This is a genomic window from Accumulibacter sp., assembly GCF_031732815.1.
Lineage (GTDB): Bacteria > Pseudomonadota > Gammaproteobacteria > Burkholderiales > Rhodocyclaceae > Accumulibacter.
In genome coordinates, this window is the sequence record NZ_JAVMKF010000197.1 from 1 (window position 1) to 19,666 (window position 19,666).

Here is a 19,666-nt window from a genome sequence, read left to right on the forward strand (position 1 = left end):
GGTGGTGATGGGTGGAATTGAACCACCGACCTATGGGTTATGAATCCATCGCTCTGACCGACTGAGCTACATCACCTATGCTGGATCGATTATAGGGCTAGCCGTTTGTGCGGGTCAACCGGGCCGCTGGGAATTGCAGGGAGCAAGTCATCTTTCCGGCCCATGTCGGTCGGAAGGAAGGGACGAGGCGAAGTGGGCGGAGTGGCCAAGGGAGACCAGGAAGACAGGGTTGCCCGGGGCGTAGGGACGATGGGTGGCCGCTCGCTCGACGCAAGCGCGGGTGGGGAGACTTCCGGGGGTTGTCGGCCCTGATCGAAGGAGGAAATTGGTCAGTTGCCGGATCAGCGCACTGAGAGACGGTCAGAAAGTTCCCGCAAGATCGCAGTATGCCAAACAGGTGTTAAATAGAACAACCTGTTACGGTGCGTTTTCTGTCTGATTAGCCTGTTCTTTACAATCTCTGGGCACTCGGCGCGACCGTGCTGTGCGGCGGCGAGCGACGTGTTGCGGCCACTCGTCTTCGCCAGGCGGCGTAGCTCGCGGGCATCGCGCAAGTGTTGGCAGGCTGCACTCCGCGCAAGCTGTGTTGGCTTCCTCGGCGAGCGAAGGGCGCTGGGGCAAGCTTGGCGCTACTTCTGGCGAGGCTTGCCCGCCTGGTGGACGCGCTTTCCCTGCATGTTCCACGTCATCCGCAGTTGTCGGCAACCGTCAGCGCTTCTTTCTTGCCGCCAGCAGTTCGTGCAGGCTGCGCGGCGCGGGTTTCAGCGGCGTCCGGCTGAGCGTCCAGCCCGATTGCCGGGACGGCGTCAGTGCGCGCAGGCGCGTCGCCAGCCAGGCGTAGGCGCGGTAGAGCGTCGGGCGCGCGTGCAGCGCTGCCCAGCCTTGCCAGATGGCATCGGCCAGGCGGCTCCTGGCGGCCCCTTGGCCGAGCAGCGGCGGCCGACCCGGGCGCGCGTCGTGCTGCGCTTCGTTGCGCAGGCGGACGAGGAGGTCGGGAATCGGGATGCGTACCGGGCAGACTTCGCCGCAGGCGCCGCACAGCGTCGAGGCGGTGGGCAGGGCGTGCGTGCCGGCGAGACCGAGCAGATGCGGCGAGATGATGCCGCCGATCGGGCCGGGGTAGGTCGTCCCGTAGGCGTGCCCGCCGATGCGCGTGTAGACCGGGCAATGGTTCATGCACGCGCCGCAGCGGATGCACTGCAGCGTCGCGCGCATCTGTTCGTCGCGGTAGGCCTGCGTGCGGCCGTTGTCGACGAGAACCAGGTGCAGTTCGCGCGGGCCGTCCTTTTCGCCCGCCTTGCGCGGGCCGCTGATCATGTTGAAGTAGGTGGTGATCGCCTGACCGGTCGCCGAGCGCGTCAGCAGGCCGAAAAGCGGCGGCACGTGGGAGAGCTTTTCGACGACTTTTTCGATGCCGGTAATCGCGATATGCACGTCGGGAACGGTCGTGCACATGCGACCATTGCCTTCGTTTTCGACCAGACACAGCGTGCCGGTTTCGGCGACGGCGAAGTTGACTCCGGACAGGCCGACTTCGGCGGCGCGGAACTTTTCGCGCAGGACGGCGCGGCCGATGCCGATCAGTTCGTCGACCGATTCGGTGTAGCGGGCTCCCGGCACTTTGGCGGCGAACAGGCGGGCGATCTGCTGTTTCGTCTTGTGGATCGCCGGCATGATGATGTGCGAGGGTTTCTCGCCGTCGAGCTGGACAATGTACTCGCCCATGTCGCTTTCCAGCGCTTCGATTCCGGCGGCGGCGAGCGCATGGTTGAGTTCGACTTCCTCGCTGACCATCGACTTGCCCTTGACGACCAGGCGTGTCGAGTGGCGGCGGGCGATGTCGACGATGATCGCGTTGGCTTCCTCCGGCGTTTCGGCCCAATGGACCTGGACGCCGTTGGCGGTGAGCTTGCGCTCGAGCTGTTCGAGCAGATCGGGCAGGCGGGCCAGCGTGTATTGGCGGATCTGTTCGGCCAGGCGGCGCTGCTGTTCGAGTCCGGCGAGGTCGGGAAACTGGGCGGCGCGGCGAGCGATCAGGAAATCCATCGCGGCACGGAAGCTTTGCCGCAGGTGCGCGTCGCCGACGGCGGTAGCCGAACGCTCGCGGAACTCGCTGGCGGGGACGAACTTCAATTCGTGCGTGGCGCTCATTGCACTTCTCCCGGGTTGACCAGCAGGAGGACGATCAGCTCTTTCGGGCCGTGCGCGCCGTAGGCGAGCGTGACCTGGATGTCGGCTGTCTTCGAGGGTCCGGAGACGAGCAGCGCGTTGGTCGGCAGGCCGGCGCTCCAGCCCTGCTCGCTGAGCGCGTCGAAAAAGCGGTCGTAGAGCTTGTCGGCGTCGAGCAGTGCGAAGTGGATCGGCGGGACGAGCGAGAGCAGGCGGGGTTCGCGGTTGTCCGGCCAGAGGATCAGCGTGCCGGTTTCGGCGATGCCTCCGCGCGTCGAGGTGAAGCCGGCGTCGATCTCGCCGAACAATTCGCCTTTCCAGTCGTCGATCGGTCGCGCGTAGGGCCGCAGACCGCTGATTCCGGCCGCCTGCAGTGCCGCGGCGTGCTCGCTGTGCTCGCCGTGGAGCAACGTGGTGACGCCTTTTGCGCAGCACAGTTCGAGCAGTTTTTCCGGCCAGGTGTCGCGCGTCACGCGCACAACGTCGCCACGCCAGAAGGCCATTTTCTCGCAGAAGAGCGCGATGCGCGCGGCGCGTGTCGAGGTGGGAAGGGCGGCTTTGGCGGTGGCGTAGAAGCCTTCGACGTCGGGTTCGAGCGGCTGCCGAGTGCTGCCGGCGGCGCGCAGACGCTGCAGGATGTTGTCGCGTGCGCTCATGCTTTTTCTCCTTCGCCGCCGGTGCGTTGCCAGAGGAAGCTGGCCAGGTGCTCGCCGGGCAGCCGCCGGCCCTCCTTCTCGATCGTGTGCGTCAGGTTGAGCAGGCAGCCGCAGTCGGCCGAAAGCAGCGTGTCGGCGCCGGTCTGGGCGATCGCTTCGACCTTGTCGGCGGCCATCGCCGCTGAGATTGCCGGGTGTTTCAGCGAGAAGGTGCCGCCGAAACCGCAGCATTCGGCTTCGTGCTCGTGTACGGCGACTTCGACCCGGCTGAGTTGGGCGAGCAGCGCGCCGGCGTGCGCGCGCGTTCCCATCTGGCGGCGCGCGGCGCACGAGGTGTGCACGGCGACGCGCGTTGCCGGGCCAAGGTCGGTCAGCCGGACGCGCGCGACATGGACGAGGAATTCGCTCAGTTCGAAGACGCGTTCGGCGAGCGCGCGCGCTTGCTCCAGGTGCTGCGCGTCGTCGGCGAAGAGATCGGGATAATGCTGGCGCATCATGCCGGCGCACGAGCCCGAGGGGACGACGACCGGCCATGGCTCGGGGAACAGCGCCAGTTGGGCGAGCGCGACGGCGCGGCTCTGCTCGGGGAAGCCGCTGCTGTGTGCCGGCTGGCCGCAGCACGTCTGATCGGCCGGGTAGATGACTTCGATGCCTTCTCGTTCGAGCAGGCGGACGGCGTCGAGGCCGGCCTGTGGCCAGAAGAGATCGATCAGACACGTTCCGAAGAGATACACCTTGACCGGTTTGTCCGGATAGTGTCGGCTGCCCGCTGCGTCCATGACTGGCTCCTCTGCGCAAATGCGACGGAAAGATGGAACGAAAAGATGCGACGGAAAGGTCGAACGTAACAAGTGGTAAGACCACTTTCCGGTACATTAGCGAGGAGGGCGTGCCTTGTCAATCGCCCGCTCGGCTCGCGGGAGCCGTCGGATGGTGCGCAAGCGGCGCGCCGGTCGACGAAAATGGCCCGGAACGGTGGGGGAGCCGTTGCCGGGCCGGTGCTGCAAGCGCCTGGCGAGGGGAGGGGAGGGGAGGGGAGGGGAGGTGGTGGCCGCCAGGCACTCGAGCGCATTGTCGGCCGGATGGCGCTCAGGGTCTGTGCGGTATTGCACACATCGGCTGCATTCTTCCGGCCGGCGCGCAGCGCAGGGCGGGTGGCGGAGCGCCGCGGTGCTGCGCCGAACTGGTGAGCCCCCGGCTTTCCTGCGATACTGCGGCCTGCCGTCGGCCCGAGCCGACAATTCGCCGGTCACTCCGCGCTCACTCCTCAATTCCTCGTCGATCACGCCCGAGCATTGTCCCGAATGCGTCACGTCAAGCTCAATCTGCCGCGCATTCCCGACGCGATCGCTCATCAGCTGGAAGCGCGCATCCTCGACGGGACGCTGAAGCCGGGCGAGCGCCTGCCGGCCGAGCGCGAATTGGCGCTGGAATTCGGCGTTTCGCGCCCGTCGCTGCGCGAGGCGATCAAGCGGCTGGTTTCTCGTGAGCTGCTGGTCAGCCGGCACGGCGGTGGGACCTACGTGACCGATCGTCTGGCGGCGAGTTTCAGCGACCCCTGGCAGCCGCTGCTCGAGCAGCATCCATCGCTGCACGAGGACGTGCTCGAGTTTCGCCTGCTGCTCGAATCGTCGGCCGCCGAGCTGGCGGCGCAGCGGGCGACCGACGACGATCTGCAGCGGCTGGCGCAGGCTTACGCGCGGCTCGATCTGGCCTACGCTGGCAACAATCGGAGCGAGCAGGTGGCGGCCGATGTCGCTTTTCACCTGACCATCGCCGAGACGGCGCACAACGTGCTGTATGCGCATCTGGTGGGCAGCGTCATGCGGCTGCTGCACGAACACGTGCGGCGCACGCTGAGGGAAATCGCCGTCAGCCCGCAAACCAGCCGCGAGCTGATGGCGCAGCATCAGGCGATCGCGCTGGCGATCAGCGAGGGGCAACCGGAAGCGGCGCGGCGCGCTGCGCAGGAACATATCGCCTACGTCCGCCGGCGCCTGCAGGCTGCCGCGCAGGAGCGGGACTAAGAAGCGGGACTAAGAAGCTGGACTGAGAAAGCGGGAGGAAGAGGCGCGAGCAGGCGTGCCTGGCGCGCCTCGGGCGGGGCGCGCCGATCGGCGCGCCCGGGTCAGCGCGATTCCTTGATCATGCGCCCCGAACTCGCCTGGATCGGGCGTGCGTTGTGCGGGTAGAGGCGAGCAAAGATGGCCAGTTGTTCGGGCGAGATTTGTTGCGGCTGCTTGAGGACGAGCCAGAGGACGCCTTCGGTGCACGGCGGTGTGCTGAGCGAGCCCATGTAGGTGTAGTAGCCGCGCTCGGTCGGCAGCAGTTGCGTCAGGTCGATGCTGATTCCGGGTGGCGTGACGTACTCGTTCCTTTCCAGCGGCAGGTTGTTCCAGATCGTCTGGATGAGCGGGTTTTCCATCCCTTTTTCGAGCAGGACGGCGACGATGGCGAGCTTGTCGTCAGCCGACTTATGCACCAGGTGGGCGACCATGTCGAATGACTTGCCGTCGACGCGCTCTTCCGACGGGCGGTGGAAGTGGAACTCGACGAGTTCGTAGGTCTTGCCGAGCAGGCTGATGCTGTTGCCGCTGACCTGGACCTGGATCGTGCGCCCGTCGTCGATGACGCGAAACTGCGACGGCCGGTAGGTAAACTGCAGCGTTTCGAGATCGACGCGGAAACCGTCACGAATGTCGATTGGCGATTGTCGGCGGCCGTTGGCGCAGGTGGCGTATTCGGGTTTCAGCCGGCCCCAGTTGTCGGGCCCGCCTTCACCTGAGTAGGCCCAGGGAATGCGCGTGTAGGTCGGCGCGGCGGCAAGCGGCGGCTCGTCGTCGGGGCGCGCGACGAGCACTCGCGGTGCGCGCGTTGCCGGCCGCACCGCGCGCGCATGTGCTGCCGGTGTAGGCGGTCGGGCGGCTGGCGTGGAATGGGCCGTTGGCGTGGGTGGCGTCGGTGGAGCCGATTGCGCGGGCGCGGCGGCTTCGCCCGCTGCCTTCGCCTCGCGTTCGGGTTTTTCGGTCGCCGGCGTTGGCAGATTGGCGCGCCGCACCTCTTTCTGGAGCAGCGCTTCGTTGGCCTTGCGCAGTTCGCCGGCCGCCTCGTTGACCTTGTCGGCCGTGCGGCTGGCGGCAGCGGCGGCTTCCGGACCCGGCTTCGGGCGGCAGACTTCGCGCAGCAGCTTGTCGTCGAGCATGCCGCTGCGCACCGGCATTTCGATCTGCACCTTGACTTCCTCCTCGCGCAGGACCTGGCCTTCCTCCTTGAAATAGGTCCGCTTCAGCGTGCTGTAGCTGCGCAGCGCGCAGTCGTAGCGGTTGAGCGCCTGGACGATGCGATACGACGACGAGGTCTTGGCGTCGATGATCGGCTTGTCGAGAATGATCCGCCCCTCGGCGATCGTCTTGCCGCCGGCTTCCTTGCGGATGCTGGCGCGGTCGATCTCGACGCGCTTGCCGGGTTCGGCCGAGATCACCTGCCACGCCGCGTCAGCCGTCACCGGGACAAGCGCGGCGAGCAAGAGGGCGGCGGGAAACTTGCACTGAGGATGCATCTTGACTCCGGAAGTTGCTGCTGATCGTTGTATTCACGGAAAATCGGGCGCCGGCTTTAGTCTCAGCCGGGGTCGCAACGTGTGCACGCTGGTGCCGCGCTGGGAGGCTGCGGCGACGTCCGGTAGAATCGTGCCGTCTGCCGGAGGTGCGCATGGAGAAGCTTGCAGCAGTCGTCATCGGGGCTGGGGTGATCGGCCTGGCCTGCGCGCGCGCGCTGGCACGGCGCGGCCTCGAAACGCTCATCATCGAGCGCAACGAGGCTTTCGGCCTGGAGACGAGCAGTCGCAACAGTGAGGTGATCCATGCCGGTCTGTACTACGCGCAGGATTCGCTGAAAGCTCGCCTGTGCGTCGCCGGCCGGCGGCAGCTCTACGAGTTCTGTGCGGCGAACGCGGTAGCTCACCGGCGCTGCGGCAAACTGGTCGTGGCGACGGCGAATGCGCAGCTCGCCCGGCTGCACGCGCTGCACGCCCAGGGCCAGGCCAACGGCGTTGCCGACTTGCGCCTGCTGAGCGGCCGCGAGGCGCGCGCGCTGGAACCCGAACTGGCCTGCTGTGCGGCGCTGCTCTCGCCGTCGACCGGCATCGTGGACAGTCACGCGCTGATGTTCGCCTTGCTCGCCGACGCCGAGCGGCACGGTGCGCTGCTCGTGCGGCGCTCGCCGGTCGTTGGCGGGACGGTGGACGCGAGCGGAATCGTGCTCGCCGTTGGCGGCGCCGAGCCATCGCGGCTGCGCGCGGGAATCGTGATCAACGCCGCCGGCCTGTCGGCGACGCACCTGGCTCGGACGCTGAGCGGTTTTCCGCCGCGTTGCCTGCCGGTCAGTGGCTACGCGAAGGGAAACTATTTCAGTCTGCAGCGGCCGGCGCCGTTCTCGCGCCTGATCTATCCGCTGCCGGAAAGCGGCGGGCTCGGCGTTCATCTGACGCTCGATCTGGCCGGTCAGGCGCGCTTCGGGCCGGATGTCGAGTGGCTGCCCGAGGCGCTTGCCAGCGCGTCGCCCCCCGATTTCGACTATCGCGTCGACCCGGCGCGCGGGGCGGCCTTCTACCGCGAGATTCGCCGCTACTGGCCGGCGTTGCCGGATGGCGCGCTGGCGCCGGCCTACGCTGGAATCCGGCCGAAGCTCGGCGGACGCACGCCGCCGGCGGCCGATTTCCTGATCCAGGGTCCGGCCGAACATGGCGTTGACGGATTGGTCAACCTGTTCGGCCTCGAGTCGCCCGGGCTGACCGCGTGTCTGGCGATCGCCGAACACGTCAGCGCGCTGCTCGCCGTCGGCTGAGGCGCGGCGCGCGCTCATCGGTCGGGCCGCCATTTACTCGCGGCGCCGGCGGTAGACCCAGACCGTGTCGTCCGACGCGGCGCGTACGAAGCTGTAGCCTTCGGCCGCGAAGTCCTGCAGGCCGGCGGGTTCGTGCACGCGGTTGCGGATCGCGAAGCGCGCCATCAGTCCGCGCGCCCGTTTCGCCCAGAAGCTGATGACGCGAAAGCGGCCGCCGCTCCAGTCCTCGAAGACCGGCTGGATCACCGGGACCGGCAGAGATCGGCGGCTGACCGCCTTGAAATACTCTTCCGAGGCGAGATTGATCAGCGCGCTGGCGGCGACCGCGCGCAGCGCTTGCGCCAGCGCTTCGCCGATGCGCTCGCCCCAGAAGGCGTAAAGATCCTTGCCACGCGGGTTGGACAGCCGCGTTCCCATTTCGAGCCGGTAGGGCTGCATCAGGTCGAGCGGCCGGAGCAGGCCGTAGAGGCCGGACAGGATGCGCAGGTGTTGCTGGGCAAACTGCAGGTCGGCGAGCGACAGGCTGGTCGCGTCCAGGCCCTCGTAGACGTCGCCGTTGAAGGCGAGGACGGCCTGCTTGGCGTTGTCCGGCGTGCACGGGAGCTGCCATTCGGCATGCCGCGTGCTGTTGAGCATGGCCAGCGAGTCGCTGATTTTCAGCAGGCTGGCGAGTTCGGCCGGGGTCAGTTGACGCAGGCGGTCGATGAGCAACTGCGACTGGTCGAGGAACTGCGCCTGAGTATGCTCGACGATCGTCGGCGCAGTTCGATAGTCGAGCGTCTTGGCGGGCGAGAGGACGATGATCATGCGTTGCCTGGTGCCACCGGCGGCGGGTGGCACGATACTTTGTTAAGATTCCGCCGATTGTAATCGACGAGCGAGGCCGCTTCGTCGCTGCGCGGAGAAAACGTCGTGACCCTGGAAGAGATCCTCGCCGGCTGCTGCGGCACGCCGGCCGAAGTGACGGACGTGCTGGTGCAACTGGTCGGCGAAATCCGGCCGGCCGATCCGAAGGATTACAAGACGGCCAAGCGGAATCTGCAGGCCTTGTGCTACCTGCTCGGCGCCCGCCCCGAGCTGCGCGCTGCGCTACGCAACAGCCTCATTCAGTTGGCGATGAGCCATCGCCATTCGGAACTGTACACCTCGACCGGAATCCTGCCGAACACCGGTTTCGTTGCCGAAAGCCTGCAGCGGATCGGCCACAAGCTGCTGCCCGAGGTGCTCGACCCCGGTCTGCTGCGCAGCGTGCTGCGCCGCAGCTTCGATCGGCCGAGCGACCGCCACTGGGTGACCGGCGTCGGTGCATCTGTCTGGGAGGAACTCTTCTGCGCCGTGCGCTTCGACGAATTGCCGGCGAGCGCCACTTTGCCGCATCCGTTGGGCGAGTTGCTGCGCTCGCTGCGCGTGCTCTCCTACTGGATCGTTGCCTGCGGTATGGAGCCGGAACTGCTGCGGCTGGAACCGGCGCTCGAGACGCGCGAGTCGCCTTTCGTCGCGCAGAACAGCGAAATGGCGGCCTATATCGAGCTTTACCCGCAGCGCTGGGGTCAGGCGCTCGGCGAAGACACCGATGATCGCCACTTGCGCGTGCTGTTCAGCCAGTGCCGCGAGGTGATCGAGCGTGTTCGGCGCAATGCGGCGAGGAACGGGACGAGCATCGCGCTGACCTACAACCTGCAGCGCCTGCGCCAGTTGCTCAAGCGCTGCGAGCAGTTGCTCGACATCCTCGCCGGTCTGCAGAGGGACCCGGGCGGGATCAGCGCGTACCCGTCGATGGTCACCTTGTTCACCCAGCTCGTGCACGACGAATGCCTGCGCAACAACCTGTTCCGCCATTGGCGGCAGAATACCGAGTTGATCGCCCTGCGCGTCACCGATAACGCCAGCCACCACGGCGAACACTACATTACCGAGTCACGCCAGGAGTATTGGGCGATGGCGCGTTCGGCGATGATCGGCGGCGTGGTCATTGCCTGCATGGCCTGTTTCAAGATCCTGCTGGTCAAGGCGCACATGCCGCCGCTGGTCGGCGCGCTGAGCTTCTGCCTGAACTACGGGCTGGGCTTCTGTCTGATCCACATTCTGCACGGCACGGTGGCGACCAAGCAGCCGGCGATGACCGCGAATGCGATCGCCGCGACGATCAGCGAGACTGGCGGCAGGTTGCGCGAGCTCGAGCGCTTGAGCGAGCTGATCGCCCGCACCTGCCGCAGCCAACTGGTCGCCATCCTGGGCAATGTCGGCATTGCCGTTCCGCTCGCCGGGCTGCTTGCCTTTGCCGTCGTGTCGCTCACCGGCGAAGCCTTCACCGATGCGGAAAAGTCGCTCCACCTGCTGGAAGAACAGAATTTGGTGCACAGCGGCGCCGTCTTCTACGCGGCGATTGCCGGCGTCTGCCTGTTCGTTTCCGGCCTGCTCAGCGGCTATTACGACAACTACGCCGCGCACAACCGGATTCCCGAGCGCATCCGGCAGCTTGCCTGGGCCCGGCGGGTCTTCGGCGAGGCGCGCATGCGACGCGTTGCGGCGTACGTCGGCGCCAATCTGGGCGCGCTCTCAGGCAACCTGCTGTTCGGTTTTCTGCTCGGGGGAACGACGCTGTTCGGCGTCCTGGTCGGCTTGCCGATCGACATCCGGCACGTCGCCTTTTCGTCGGCTTTCGTCGGGATCGGTTTCGTCGGTCTCGATTTTTCACCCGACCCCTGGTTGTTCGTCTGGGCCGTACTCGGCGTAGCGGCGATCGGCCTGGTCAACCTCTCGGTCAGTTTCGCGCTGGCGCTGACCGTTGCCCTGCGCTCGCGCCAGGTGCCGGACGGCGAGTGGTGGCCTTTGGCGCGCGCGGTCTTCGGGTACTTCCTGCGCCACCCGCGCGGATTCTTCCTGCCGCCGAAGAAAGGCGACTGAGCGCAGCAACGGCGGCGAGTGCCTGGCTCAGCGCGGTGGCGTGCCGGCCTCCGGCTTGTTCGCTGCGCGCGCTGCCTGCTTCGCCTGGCGTTCGGCGTCCTGGCGTGCGCGCCGCTCCTGTTTGGCCTGGCGGCGCGCTTGCTCTTCAGCCAGCTTGCGGCGACCCTGCTCGGCTTTCCTCGCCTTTTCAGCGATCTTCTGTTCGCGTTCGCTCGCCTTCGCGGCTTCTTCGGCGCGGTAGCGCTCGGCGCGCTGCCGGTCTTCGACTGCGCGCGCGCTCTGGTCGGCGGCGCGTTGAGCTTCCTTGGCCGCCAGATCCTGGCGTCGAGCTTCGCGCTCGAAGTCGCGCGCCGGTTGCTCCAGCTTGCGTGCCTCGACGACCAGGGTGGTGTGGCGCTTGCGCGCGGCGATCAGGCAATCGGCAACGAGCAGCTTGCGCTGGCAGATGTCCTCGTCAGCGCGCAGGCGACGATCGGCTTCGGAACGCATTTCAGCGGCACGCTCCTTTTGCGCAGCAGCTTCCTCCAGCGTCTGCGGCAGCGGCGGCGAGGCGGGCGCTTCTGCCCAGACAGCGCCGCTGGCGACGATAAGCGAAATCAATAGTCTCTGCGCCGGCATAAAATCCCCTTTCTCCAACGATCGACCCGTCTGCTCGCCGGAAGACCGTCAGCCGAGCGGCAGACTTACATTGCTGCATCGACCGTACACTATAATCGAGGACAGAACCGGGGCCCCAACTGAACGTATCCATGCCTGTAGTGCGACTACTCTTCCTGCTCCTGGCCCTGCTTGCTGCTGCGGCTTCGGGGGGAGTGTGGGCGCAGGCGGCGCAACTGACTTCCGCCACCACGACGCTTTCGCTGCGTCCATTCATCGAGGTTCTGGAAGATCCGAACGGTTCGCTGGACATCGCCGATGTCGAGCGTCCGGAGTTGGCCGCTCGCTTCCAGCCGGTCGCCGGGCGCGGCGAAGCCAACTTCGGCTACTCCGACGCGACCTACTGGCTGCGCCTGCGGCTGCTCCCGCCGCCCGGCGCGCCGTCGTCCTGGCTGCTCGAGGTGGGTCATCCAGCGCTCGACCAAGTGACACTTTTTTTTCGCCACAACAGCGGCTTCACGCGTCTGGACGCGGGCGACCGTGCGCCGTTCGCGGCCCGGCCGTACGCGCACCGCAACTTCGTCTTCCCGATCAGCCTTTCTCCCGGCGGCGAACAAAGCCTCTACCTGCGCGTCGTTTCCGCGGGCAACGTGCGCGTTCCGCTCACCCTCTGGTCGCCGCAGGCCTTGCTGGCGAGCGATCAGGCGAGCTATTCGCTGCTCGCCGCGTATCTCGGGATGCTCCTCGCGCTCGCCCTTTACCACCTGCTTCCCGGCTGCACGCAGCGTGACCTGGTCAGTCTGGCCTTCGTTGCCTTCCTCGTCGCGTGGCTCTTCAGCGAGCTGTCGACGCTCGGCCTGGGCAGCCAGTACTTGTGGTCGGAGTGGCCCGAATGGGCGAACATTGCGCCAACGGTGAGCCTGTGTGTGAGCGGGATCGCTGGCGCGGCACTGGCGCGTGCCTTTCTGGCGACGCGTCGAACGGCGCCCGGACTCGACCGCATGCTGCAGTGGGAGCAGGTCGGGTTTATCGTCGCCGCGCTGGCAGCGATAAGCGAGGCTTATCGGGTTGCAGAAGTTGGCGTTATCCTGCTGAGCACCGCGGTTGCTGCGACGACGCTCATCGGGGCGATTCTCGGCTGCTCACGGAGGCAGCCGGGAGCTGGCCTTTTTCTCATTGCCTGGATCATTCACCTGCTCGGCGTGGCAACGGTTGCGCTTGGCGAGGCGGGCCTGCTACCCGGCAACCTGATCACCCAATATGGCGGCCAGATCGGTTCGGCGGTGCAGGCGCTCTTGCTCAGCTTCGCGATTGCCGCGCGCACGCTCGCCGTTCGCCAGGAAATGGATCTGGCGCACGACGAGATGCTGCGCGCCAAGGAACAGGCGATGGAGACCTTGCAGCAGTCGGAAAAGACGCTCGAACAGCGCGTTATGCAGCGTACGCTGGAATTGGCTGAAGCGAACGATCGCCTGCGTCAGAGCGAAGCCGAATTGCGCAAGCTGGCGCACCACGATCCGCTCACCGGGCTGGCCAATCGGGCGCTGCTTTTCGAGGAACTGCGCCGTGTTCTGGCGCGCGCCAAACGCAGCGGCGAAATGGTCGCTCTGCTGATGATCGACCTCGACGGCTTCAAGCCGGTCAACGACAGCTACGGGCACGCCGTCGGCGATCACTTGTTGGAGATCATCGCCACCCGCTTGCAGGATTGCGTGCGCGTTTCCGATACGGTTGCCCGCCTGGGCGGCGACGAGTTCGTCGTCGTCGTCGAAGCGGTGCTCGACAGCAAGCAGGCGATGACCATCGGCGCCAAGATCATTGCCAACCTGAGCCAGCCGGCGCTCGTCGGCCAGCATAGCCTGCAGGTTGGCGCCAGCGTCGGCGTTGCGCTCTGGCCGCTGCATGCCGAGGACATTCACCACCTGCTGCAGGCGGCCGATCGGGCGATGTACCTGGCCAAAGAAGACGGGCGCGGGCGCTGTTCGCTCGCCACGCCGCCCGGCCAGATTCATCAGGTGCCGCTCGCCGGCAAGCGCCTGGCGCGCTGACGGCGCGCGCGGGCAGCTTGCGCTTGCCGCACGCCGGTTTACTCGACGGCTCCGCCGACTTCCAGATACAACCGACGGCCGTCGGGCAATTGCCCGCCAAGGCCGCTCAGCTTGCGGCAGAGATGCTCCTGCGCGTAGCGCAAGGGGGCTTGTGGCAGCGGCGGCAAGCGTACGACGACCGCCCGCTCGTCGCTGCGTATCCAGCCCGGACAGGCGAGAATCGTGTCGAGCACGGTGCGCCGGTCGAGATTGTTGGCGACACTGTCGAACAGCCAGTCGAGAAGCTGATGGCGGACGTTCCATACCGCACTGGTGACGAAGTCGAAGAGCATCTTGCCTTCGTTGTCGAGCGGCTCGCGCGAACGGTAGTCGCACAAACCAGTAACGGTGACCTGTTCAGGCAGGTTTTTCCGTTCGGCCAACAGGCGTTTGAGCGCTGCTTCGCTGCTGCTGATCGCGTCTGCCAGGCGGCGATGCCGGCTGTTCTGGCGCTCGCTGCCGTCCTGGTTGAAGCTCGGCTGGGTCAGGGCAAGCTGCTTGCGCAGCTTGCTCAGGTGTCCCTCGCTCGCGTTGATGCGCTCGGCGAGCAATCTGCAGTGCGGGTTGGCAATGACCCGCGGCGCGCATTCCGTCGCCGCAAAGCCGGGGCGATAGCGCCCCGAGTGACCAGGCTCGCCGGGCGCGGGAGCGCTGCTCGCGTCGCTTTGCCGGGCAACCGCGGCGCAGAGCAGGAGATCAGCCGACAGGCGCAATCCGGCGTCCCAGCAAAGCACGCTGCTGCGCAGCCGGTTGCGCTGGTTCCAGAAGACCAGGCGGCGAATGTTTACCGCTGTGCTGACCACGGCATCGCCGGGCGGGCGGCCAGGCGCCAGCGCGGCGAGCTCGACCATTTCTTCGGCGACTCGGTAGCTCGTGCTGCCGAAGTGCAGATGCTCGCCGAAGAGAGACTGCGGCAGGGTGGCAAGCCGCTCGTCGTCGGCCTGATGAGCGACGAAGGGGATGCCGGCGTGCACCAGCCGCTCGAGAAAGTCGCTGTCCACATCGGCTTGCGCGAAGACCTGCACGGGCATGATGCCCAAGGAGAGCGCGCGCGCCTGTTCGACCAGTGCGAGGATGCGCCCGGGCAACTGGTCGAGGCCTTCGGCAAGGGCGAAAGTGACGAGGCGGCCGCGCTCGTCGTAGGTTGCCAGATGAGTCCGCTGGGGCGCCGGATGCAGCGCTTCGCCGGACGCGCCTTGGCTCGCTGCGCCGGGTGTCGGGCAGGGCAGGGCATGTGCCTCGGTAAACCAGAGGCGCGTGCCGACGAGTCCGCGCCGGATGCGGTCAGCGAATGCGGCATCGAGCATGGGGGTAGCCCGTTCGGCTGCTGCCGCTTCGAAGAACCAGCGCCAGATGCCCTCGGCGCCCGGCAATCGGCGCAGGCCGAGCAGCCGGCCCGCCTCCTCGGGCGGTTCACGTTCGATCGCCTCGAAGCTGCGCCAGTCGCGCACCGCCATCAGGACGAAGAGATGAAAGATCCGCCAGTTGCTGGGAAAGAGCGTGAGCAGCCGGGCGAACCACTGGTGTCGGCTGGCGAGCAGCATGATGACCGGAAACACGCCGGCGTGGCGGCTGGGCTGCCAGTCGTGTCGTTCGGCGTAAGGCGGGTCGATGGCTGGCCAGGGGGCGCCGGAAGTGGACGCTTCGCCCTTGACGGCTGCCGCCTCGGCTGCGAAAGGCGCTGCCGCAGCCGCCGGATCGACGCGCAGCACGTCCTCGATCGCCGATTCCTCCAGGGTGAAGGTGGGCGCTGGCGCGTCGCGCTCAGGCCGTGAAGGCGTGTCGCCGTTGCCTACCAAGCCGTCCATTTCCGCCGGCCACAAGCCCTCGCGCTCGCGCGCGGCGCTGGCGACGCGGCGTTTGCCGACGCGCAGGCGCCCCTGCATTTTCTCGCTGACGCAGCGGTTCGGGCTGTAGCCGTGCAGCAGGCCGCTGACGCCGAAAACGCGGTAGCTTTCGCGGTAGTTGTGCAAGGTTTGCCGGCTGAGATTGAGAACTTCGGCCAGACGCGTCTGGTTCAGGTTCTTCTGCAGCAATTCGACGACGAGAATTCGCCGTTCGGCCTTGTTGGCCAGATTGACACGTTTGCTCAGGCTTCCCTGGTGGTACAGGTCTCCCTGGCTGCGTGGGCCATGCGGCAAGTGCAGCCAGTAACCGCGACCCAGGTCAAAACGACCCTCGGCTGATTCAGCCACCACTGTTGTCGACACGCTCGGTATCATTATGTACCTCCCCAACTAAGACCATTCGGCTGTAACTGAAGCCCTACGGCGCAATTTACCTCAGGGCGTTTCGGCGAAGTCGATTTATCATGCGGATTTTACAATTGCACTGCGCGGCCGCTGTCCAAACGCGATTTTGCTTTCGGCGGCCTGCGCGCGCAAGGCGGGAGCGATGAACAAGGCCTTTTCCGCCGCTGCGAGCGATCTGCTGCTCAGCGTTGGCACGCGGAAGTTTGCCTCGGTGCTGGCCGATCCGCCATGGCAGTTCACCAACCGTACCGGCAAGATGGCGCCGGAGCACAAGCGCCTCAGCCGGTATGCGACGATGTCGCTGGAAGACATCCTGGCGCTGCCGGTCGGCGCCATCGTCGATGATCCGGCGCACCTCTACCTGTGGGTGCCCAACGCGCTGCTGCCCGAGGGCTTGCGCGTTGTCGAGGCCTGGGGTTTCACCTACAAGAGCAATCTCGTCTGGCACAAGGTGCGCAAGGACGGCGAGCCAGACGGGCGCGGGGTGGGCTTCTATTTTCGCAATACCACCGAGCTGATCCTCTTCGGCGTGCGCGGGCGCAACGCGCGCACCTTGGCGCCCGGCCGCCGCCAGGTGAACATCATCCGGAGCCGCAAGCGCGAGCATTCGCGCAAGCCGGACGAGCTTTACCCGCTGATCGAAGCGTGTTCGCCGGGTCCATACCTGGAGCTGTTTGCCCGCGGCTCGCGTCCCGGCTGGACGAGCTGGGGCAATCAGGCGGCGGACTACGCACCGGACTGGCCGACCTACGCCCACAACTCACAGACCGACACGCGTGGCAGTGCCAGCCCGCGCTGCGCAGAAGGGTCGCCGGCTGAGCACGACGCCGGCCGCGAGCCGGCGGACGACGAACGATCTGCGCTGCGCGAGCGCGCAGCGGGCGAGTGAGCAAGGCCGTGGACTGGTCGCGCCGTGGATGTGTTGGCAAGCGCTGAACGCTGGCCGGCGTGCCGCCGGGTAGAATGGTGATGAGCGCAGCGCTTCCCCAACAGTCGCCGCGCTGCCTGTGCATCGACCTTGAAACGGCGGTCGACGATCTGCGGCAGCTCAGGAAGCTGGCTGGCTGGCGGCCGGACACCGGTGCCAGCCTGGTCGTCAAGGGGGCCGCTCTGGCGTCGTCGCTAGCGCGCCTCGACGAACTTGGCGCCGGCGCCGCGTTCGTCCTCGGGCACAATATCGTCCGCCACGACCTGCCGGTCCTGCGCGCGCTGTATCCGGGTCTTGCCCTGCACCGGCTACCGGTGGTCGATACGCTCGAACTGTCGCCGATCGCCTTTCCGCAGAATCCCTACCACAGCCTGGTCAAGGACTACCGCCTGGTACGCGATGCGACCAGCGACCCGCTGCGCGACGCGCAACTGGCGTTGCGCCTGTGGCTCGACGAATATGCTGCGCTGGCCGCGCTCGCTGTGTCGTCGGCGCAGGAACTCGCCTGTCACCACTACTTCCTGACGCGCGCCGGGCAGGTCGGCGTCGGCAGCTTCTTCGCCAGTCTGCGCCGCGCGCTGCCGCCGTCTGCGAGCGAAGTGCGCCAGTTCGTTGCCGCGCTGGCGCGCGGCAAGGCCTGCCCGCAGCAAGTCGCTGCGGCGACCGACGAAGCGCTGAGCGAGGGCGAAGCCGGCCGCTGTTTCTCTTACGTCCTCGCCTGGCTGCGCGTCAGCGGCGGCAACTCGGTGCTGCCGCCCTGGCTGCACCTGCAGTTTCCGCGTGTCAGCGAAATCATCCGGCGGCTGCGCGCCAGCCCGTGCACCGATCCGGCCTGCGCGTACTGCACGCTGCATCTGGTTCCCGAGAAGGAGCTCGAACGCTACTTCGGCTTTGCCGAGTTTCGCAGCGAACCGCGTGACGCTGGCGGACAGCCGCTGCAGGAGCGTATCGTGCGCGCCGCCTACGCCGGGCAATCGCTGCTCGCGATTCTGCCGACTGGCGGCGGCAAGTCGATCTGCTATCAGTTGCCGGCGCTCTCACGCTACTGGCAGGAGGGCAGCCTGACGATCGTAATTTCGCCGCTGCAGTCGCTGATGAAGGATCAGGTGGACAATCTGGTGCGCAGCGGCATCTATAGCGGCGCGACGCTGAACGGCATGCTGACCCTGCCCGAGCGGCGCGACGTTCTCGCCCGCGTGCGCCTGGGCGACGTCGGGATTCTGCTGGTCTCGCCCGAACAGTTCCGCAGCCGGGCGTTTGCCGAAGCGATACGCTATCGCCAGATCGCCGCCTGGGTTTTCGACGAAGCGCATTGCCTGTCGCGCTGGGGCAACGATTTTCGACCCGACTACCTCTACGTTGCGCGCTTCATTCGCGAGCGGCACGCGGGCAGCCACCCGGGTGCGGCGCCGGTCTGCTGTTTCACCGCGACGGCGAAGAAAGAGGTGGTGGCCGACATCGTCGAGCACTTTCGCCACGCGCTCGGCCGCACGCTGGACGTCTTCGACGGTGGGCACGAGCGCGACAATCTGCACTACGAGGTCTTGCCGGTCAGCCGCGCCGAGAAGCTGGGTCTGATCGGCCGCCTGCTCGAACAGGAACTGGGTTCTCCCCGGCAGTCGGCTGGCGCAGGCGGCGCGGTCGTGTTCACCACGCGCCGGCGCAGCGCCGAGGAGATCGACGGCTATCTGAAGGATCTCGGCTGGCCCAGCGCGCACTTCCATGCCGGTCTCGAGGCCGGGTTGAAGCAGGACATCCAGCGCGCTTTCATCGACGGCGCACTGCGCGTCATCGTCGCTACCAACGCATTCGGCATGGGCGTCGACAAGTCCGACGTGCGTCTGGTGCTGCATGCCGAGATTCCTGGTTCCTTGGAGAACTACCTGCAGGAGGCCGGCCGCGCCGGGCGCGACCGGCGCGAGGCGCGCTGCATCCTGCTCTACGACGAGGAGGATGTCGAGGCGCAGTTTGCCTTGGCCGCGCGCTCGCGCCTGTCGCGCCAGGACATCGCCAATATCCTGCGCACGCTGCGCCGCTATTCGGCGCGCGCGAAGAGCGCCGAGGTCGTCGTCACGCCGGGCGAGATCCTGGCTGACGACGAACTTGAAACCTCGATCGAAGCGGAGAACCCGGACGCCGACACCAAGGTGCGCACGGCGATTGCCTGGCTTGAACGGGCGCACTTCGTCGAGCGCAACGAGAACCATACGCGCGTCTTTCCCGGTTGCCTCAAGGTCGCTTCGCTGGCCGAGGCGCAGCAGCGCCTGGCGCGTGCCGGGCTGTCGGCAGAGCGGATGCGCAAGTACGCCGATCTGGTCAGCCTGCTGATCAACGCGCGCGCCGACGAGGGGCTGAGCACCGACGACCTGATGCTTGGCCTCGGCGCGACGAGCGAAGAGTGCATCCGCATGCTGCAGCAACTCGAACAGCTCGGCATCCTGAGCAACGACCTGCTGCTCACCGTCCTCCTCCGGCGCGGCGTGCCGGACGCCTCGCGCGAGCGGATGGAGGAGCTCGTCGCGCTCGAACAGGCGCTGCTCGCCCTGTTGCCGGAACTCGCGCCGGAAGCCGACAGCGGCGACTGGCAGGAGATGAATCTCGCCGGCGTCTGCGCCGAACTGCGCTGCCGGACTGGCCGGAGCTTTCTGCCCGACGCGCTGCTCACGCTCCTGCGCTCGCTTGCCCGGCCGTTCGGCGACGACAGCGCGACGCGACGGGCGATGTTCGAGGTGCGCGTCGTGCGTCGTTCGCTCCTGCGCCTGCGCCTGCTGCGCAGTTGGCGCAACGTCGGCGAACTTGCCGAGCGCCGCCGGGCGGTGGCGCTGGCGTTGCTCGGCGCGCTGCTCGGTCGGCTCGACGAGCGCCAGCGCGGGGTGGACCTGCGCGTCGAAGTCAAGCTGGGCGAGCTGGCCGAATACCTGCGGCGCGATCTGTCGATCGGCCCGCTGCTCAAGGACGAAGTCGCGGCGATCGACGCCGGGCTGCTCTACCTGCACGAAAACCACGTGCTGATCCTCGATCAGGGCAAGGCAGTGTTTCGTTCGGCGATGACGATCACCGTCTTTCCGGGCGAAAAGCGCAGCTTCGCCGGCGTCGACTTCGCGCCGCTGAAGGAACACTACGACGAGCGGAATTTCCAGATCCATGTGGTCAATGAATACGCGCGCCTCGGCCTGAACAAGCTTTCCGATGCGCTGTCCTTCGTTCTCGCCTACTTTGCGCTGC

Annotated in this window: 13 protein-coding genes and 1 tRNA gene; 6 read left to right on the plus strand and 8 right to left on the minus strand. The window is 66.9% G+C overall.

Annotated features, from left to right (window positions below; genetic code table 11):
- Nucleotides 1-2: 2 nt before the first annotated feature.
- From RKP46_RS12790 to RKP46_RS12805, 4 genes are all read right to left on the minus strand, one after another.
- Nucleotides 3-76 (minus strand) — tRNA-Met (locus tag RKP46_RS12790).
- Between the two features lie 632 nt (nucleotides 77-708).
- Complete coding sequence (locus RKP46_RS12795; protein WP_311106999.1) at nucleotides 709-2,151, minus strand: LutB/LldF family L-lactate oxidation iron-sulfur protein; 1,443 nt, start codon at nucleotides 2,149-2,151, stop codon at nucleotides 709-711.
- On the minus strand, nucleotides 2,148-2,825 hold the full coding sequence (locus RKP46_RS12800) for a lactate utilization protein (RefSeq protein ID WP_311107000.1): 678 nt from the start codon (nucleotides 2,823-2,825) through the stop codon (nucleotides 2,148-2,150). Before RKP46_RS12800 ends, RKP46_RS12795 begins: the two co-directional genes overlap by 4 nt.
- Entirely contained in the window at nucleotides 2,822-3,604 is a 783-nt protein-coding gene (locus RKP46_RS12805) for a (Fe-S)-binding protein (RefSeq protein WP_311107001.1), read from the minus strand. The genes RKP46_RS12800 and RKP46_RS12805 overlap by 4 nt, the downstream gene beginning before the upstream one ends.
- A 525-nt stretch (nucleotides 3,605-4,129) precedes the next feature.
- Here RKP46_RS12805 and RKP46_RS12810 point away from each other — a divergent pair.
- Nucleotides 4,130-4,852, plus strand: coding sequence for an FCD domain-containing protein (locus RKP46_RS12810; protein WP_311107002.1), 723 nt, complete (start codon nucleotides 4,130-4,132; stop codon nucleotides 4,850-4,852).
- A 101-nt stretch (nucleotides 4,853-4,953) separates the two neighbouring features.
- Here the strand turns inward: RKP46_RS12810 and RKP46_RS12815 are convergent, their stop codons facing one another.
- Entirely contained in the window at nucleotides 4,954-6,384 is a 1,431-nt protein-coding gene (locus tag RKP46_RS12815; protein ID WP_311107003.1) for a carbonic anhydrase family protein, read from the minus strand.
- 152 nt (nucleotides 6,385-6,536) lie between these two features.
- On the opposite strand from RKP46_RS12815, the gene RKP46_RS12820 reads away from it, so the two are divergent.
- Entirely contained in the window at nucleotides 6,537-7,670 is a 1,134-nt protein-coding gene (locus RKP46_RS12820; RefSeq protein ID WP_311107004.1) for an NAD(P)/FAD-dependent oxidoreductase, read from the plus strand.
- A 33-nt stretch (nucleotides 7,671-7,703) separates the two neighbouring features.
- Here RKP46_RS12820 and yaaA read toward each other — a convergent pair whose 3' ends face one another.
- The gene (yaaA, locus tag RKP46_RS12825; protein WP_311107005.1) at nucleotides 7,704-8,477 is read right to left on the minus strand and encodes a peroxide stress protein YaaA; all 774 of its coding nucleotides are present in this window, start codon (nucleotides 8,475-8,477) and stop codon (nucleotides 7,704-7,706) included.
- A 105-nt stretch (nucleotides 8,478-8,582) separates the two neighbouring features.
- Here yaaA and RKP46_RS12830 point away from each other — a divergent pair, with 105 nt between their 5' ends.
- On the plus strand, nucleotides 8,583-10,577 hold the full coding sequence (locus RKP46_RS12830) for a site-specific recombinase (protein ID WP_311107006.1): 1,995 nt from the start codon (nucleotides 8,583-8,585) through the stop codon (nucleotides 10,575-10,577).
- Between the two features lie 27 nt (nucleotides 10,578-10,604).
- Here the strand turns inward: RKP46_RS12830 and RKP46_RS12835 are convergent, their stop codons facing one another.
- A complete protein-coding gene (locus RKP46_RS12835; RefSeq protein WP_311107007.1) occupies nucleotides 10,605-11,177 on the minus strand; it encodes a hypothetical protein in 573 nt (190 codons plus the stop codon).
- A 149-nt stretch (nucleotides 11,178-11,326) separates the two neighbouring features.
- Between RKP46_RS12835 and RKP46_RS12840 the strand changes: the two genes are divergently transcribed.
- Nucleotides 11,327-13,222, plus strand: a complete 1,896-nt coding sequence (locus RKP46_RS12840) for a diguanylate cyclase domain-containing protein (protein WP_311107008.1) — start codon at nucleotides 11,327-11,329, stop codon at nucleotides 13,220-13,222.
- Between the two features lie 38 nt (nucleotides 13,223-13,260).
- Here the strand turns inward: RKP46_RS12840 and RKP46_RS12845 are convergent, their stop codons facing one another.
- Nucleotides 13,261-15,456, minus strand: coding sequence for a hypothetical protein (locus tag RKP46_RS12845; protein WP_311107009.1), 2,196 nt, complete (start codon nucleotides 15,454-15,456; stop codon nucleotides 13,261-13,263).
- A gap of 199 nt (nucleotides 15,457-15,655) precedes the next feature.
- Between RKP46_RS12845 and RKP46_RS12850 the strand changes: the two genes are divergently transcribed.
- Both RKP46_RS12850 and RKP46_RS12855 read left to right on the plus strand, forming a co-directional pair.
- Entirely contained in the window at nucleotides 15,656-16,402 is a 747-nt protein-coding gene (locus RKP46_RS12850; RefSeq protein ID WP_311107010.1) for an MT-A70 family methyltransferase, read from the plus strand.
- Nucleotides 16,403-16,482: 80 nt separating this feature from the next.
- Nucleotides 16,483-19,666: RecQ family ATP-dependent DNA helicase (locus tag RKP46_RS12855; protein ID WP_311107011.1), on the plus strand; the 3,184-nt coding region annotated here is incomplete at its 3' end.

Excerpts from the sequence above, each read along its gene's own strand:
- RKP46_RS12815 (WP_311107003.1), bottom strand. The coding sequence starts at position 6,384 with ATGCATCCTCAGTGCAAGTTTCCCGCCGCCCTCTTGCTCGCCGCGCTT.
- RKP46_RS12820 (WP_311107004.1), top strand. The coding sequence starts at position 6,537 with ATGGAGAAGCTTGCAGCAGTCGTCATCGGGGCTGGGGTGATCGGCCTG.
- RKP46_RS12805 (WP_311107001.1), bottom strand. The coding sequence starts at position 3,604 with ATGGACGCAGCGGGCAGCCGACACTATCCGGACAAACCGGTCAAGGTG.
- RKP46_RS12810 (WP_311107002.1), top strand. The coding sequence starts at position 4,130 with ATGCGTCACGTCAAGCTCAATCTGCCGCGCATTCCCGACGCGATCGCT.
- RKP46_RS12795 (WP_311106999.1), bottom strand. The coding sequence starts at position 2,151 with ATGAGCGCCACGCACGAATTGAAGTTCGTCCCCGCCAGCGAGTTCCGC.
- RKP46_RS12840 (WP_311107008.1), top strand. The coding sequence starts at position 11,327 with ATGCCTGTAGTGCGACTACTCTTCCTGCTCCTGGCCCTGCTTGCTGCT.
- RKP46_RS12800 (WP_311107000.1), bottom strand. The coding sequence starts at position 2,825 with ATGAGCGCACGCGACAACATCCTGCAGCGTCTGCGCGCCGCCGGCAGC.
- RKP46_RS12850 (WP_311107010.1), top strand. The coding sequence starts at position 15,656 with ATGAACAAGGCCTTTTCCGCCGCTGCGAGCGATCTGCTGCTCAGCGTT.
- yaaA (WP_311107005.1), bottom strand. The coding sequence starts at position 8,477 with ATGATCATCGTCCTCTCGCCCGCCAAGACGCTCGACTATCGAACTGCG.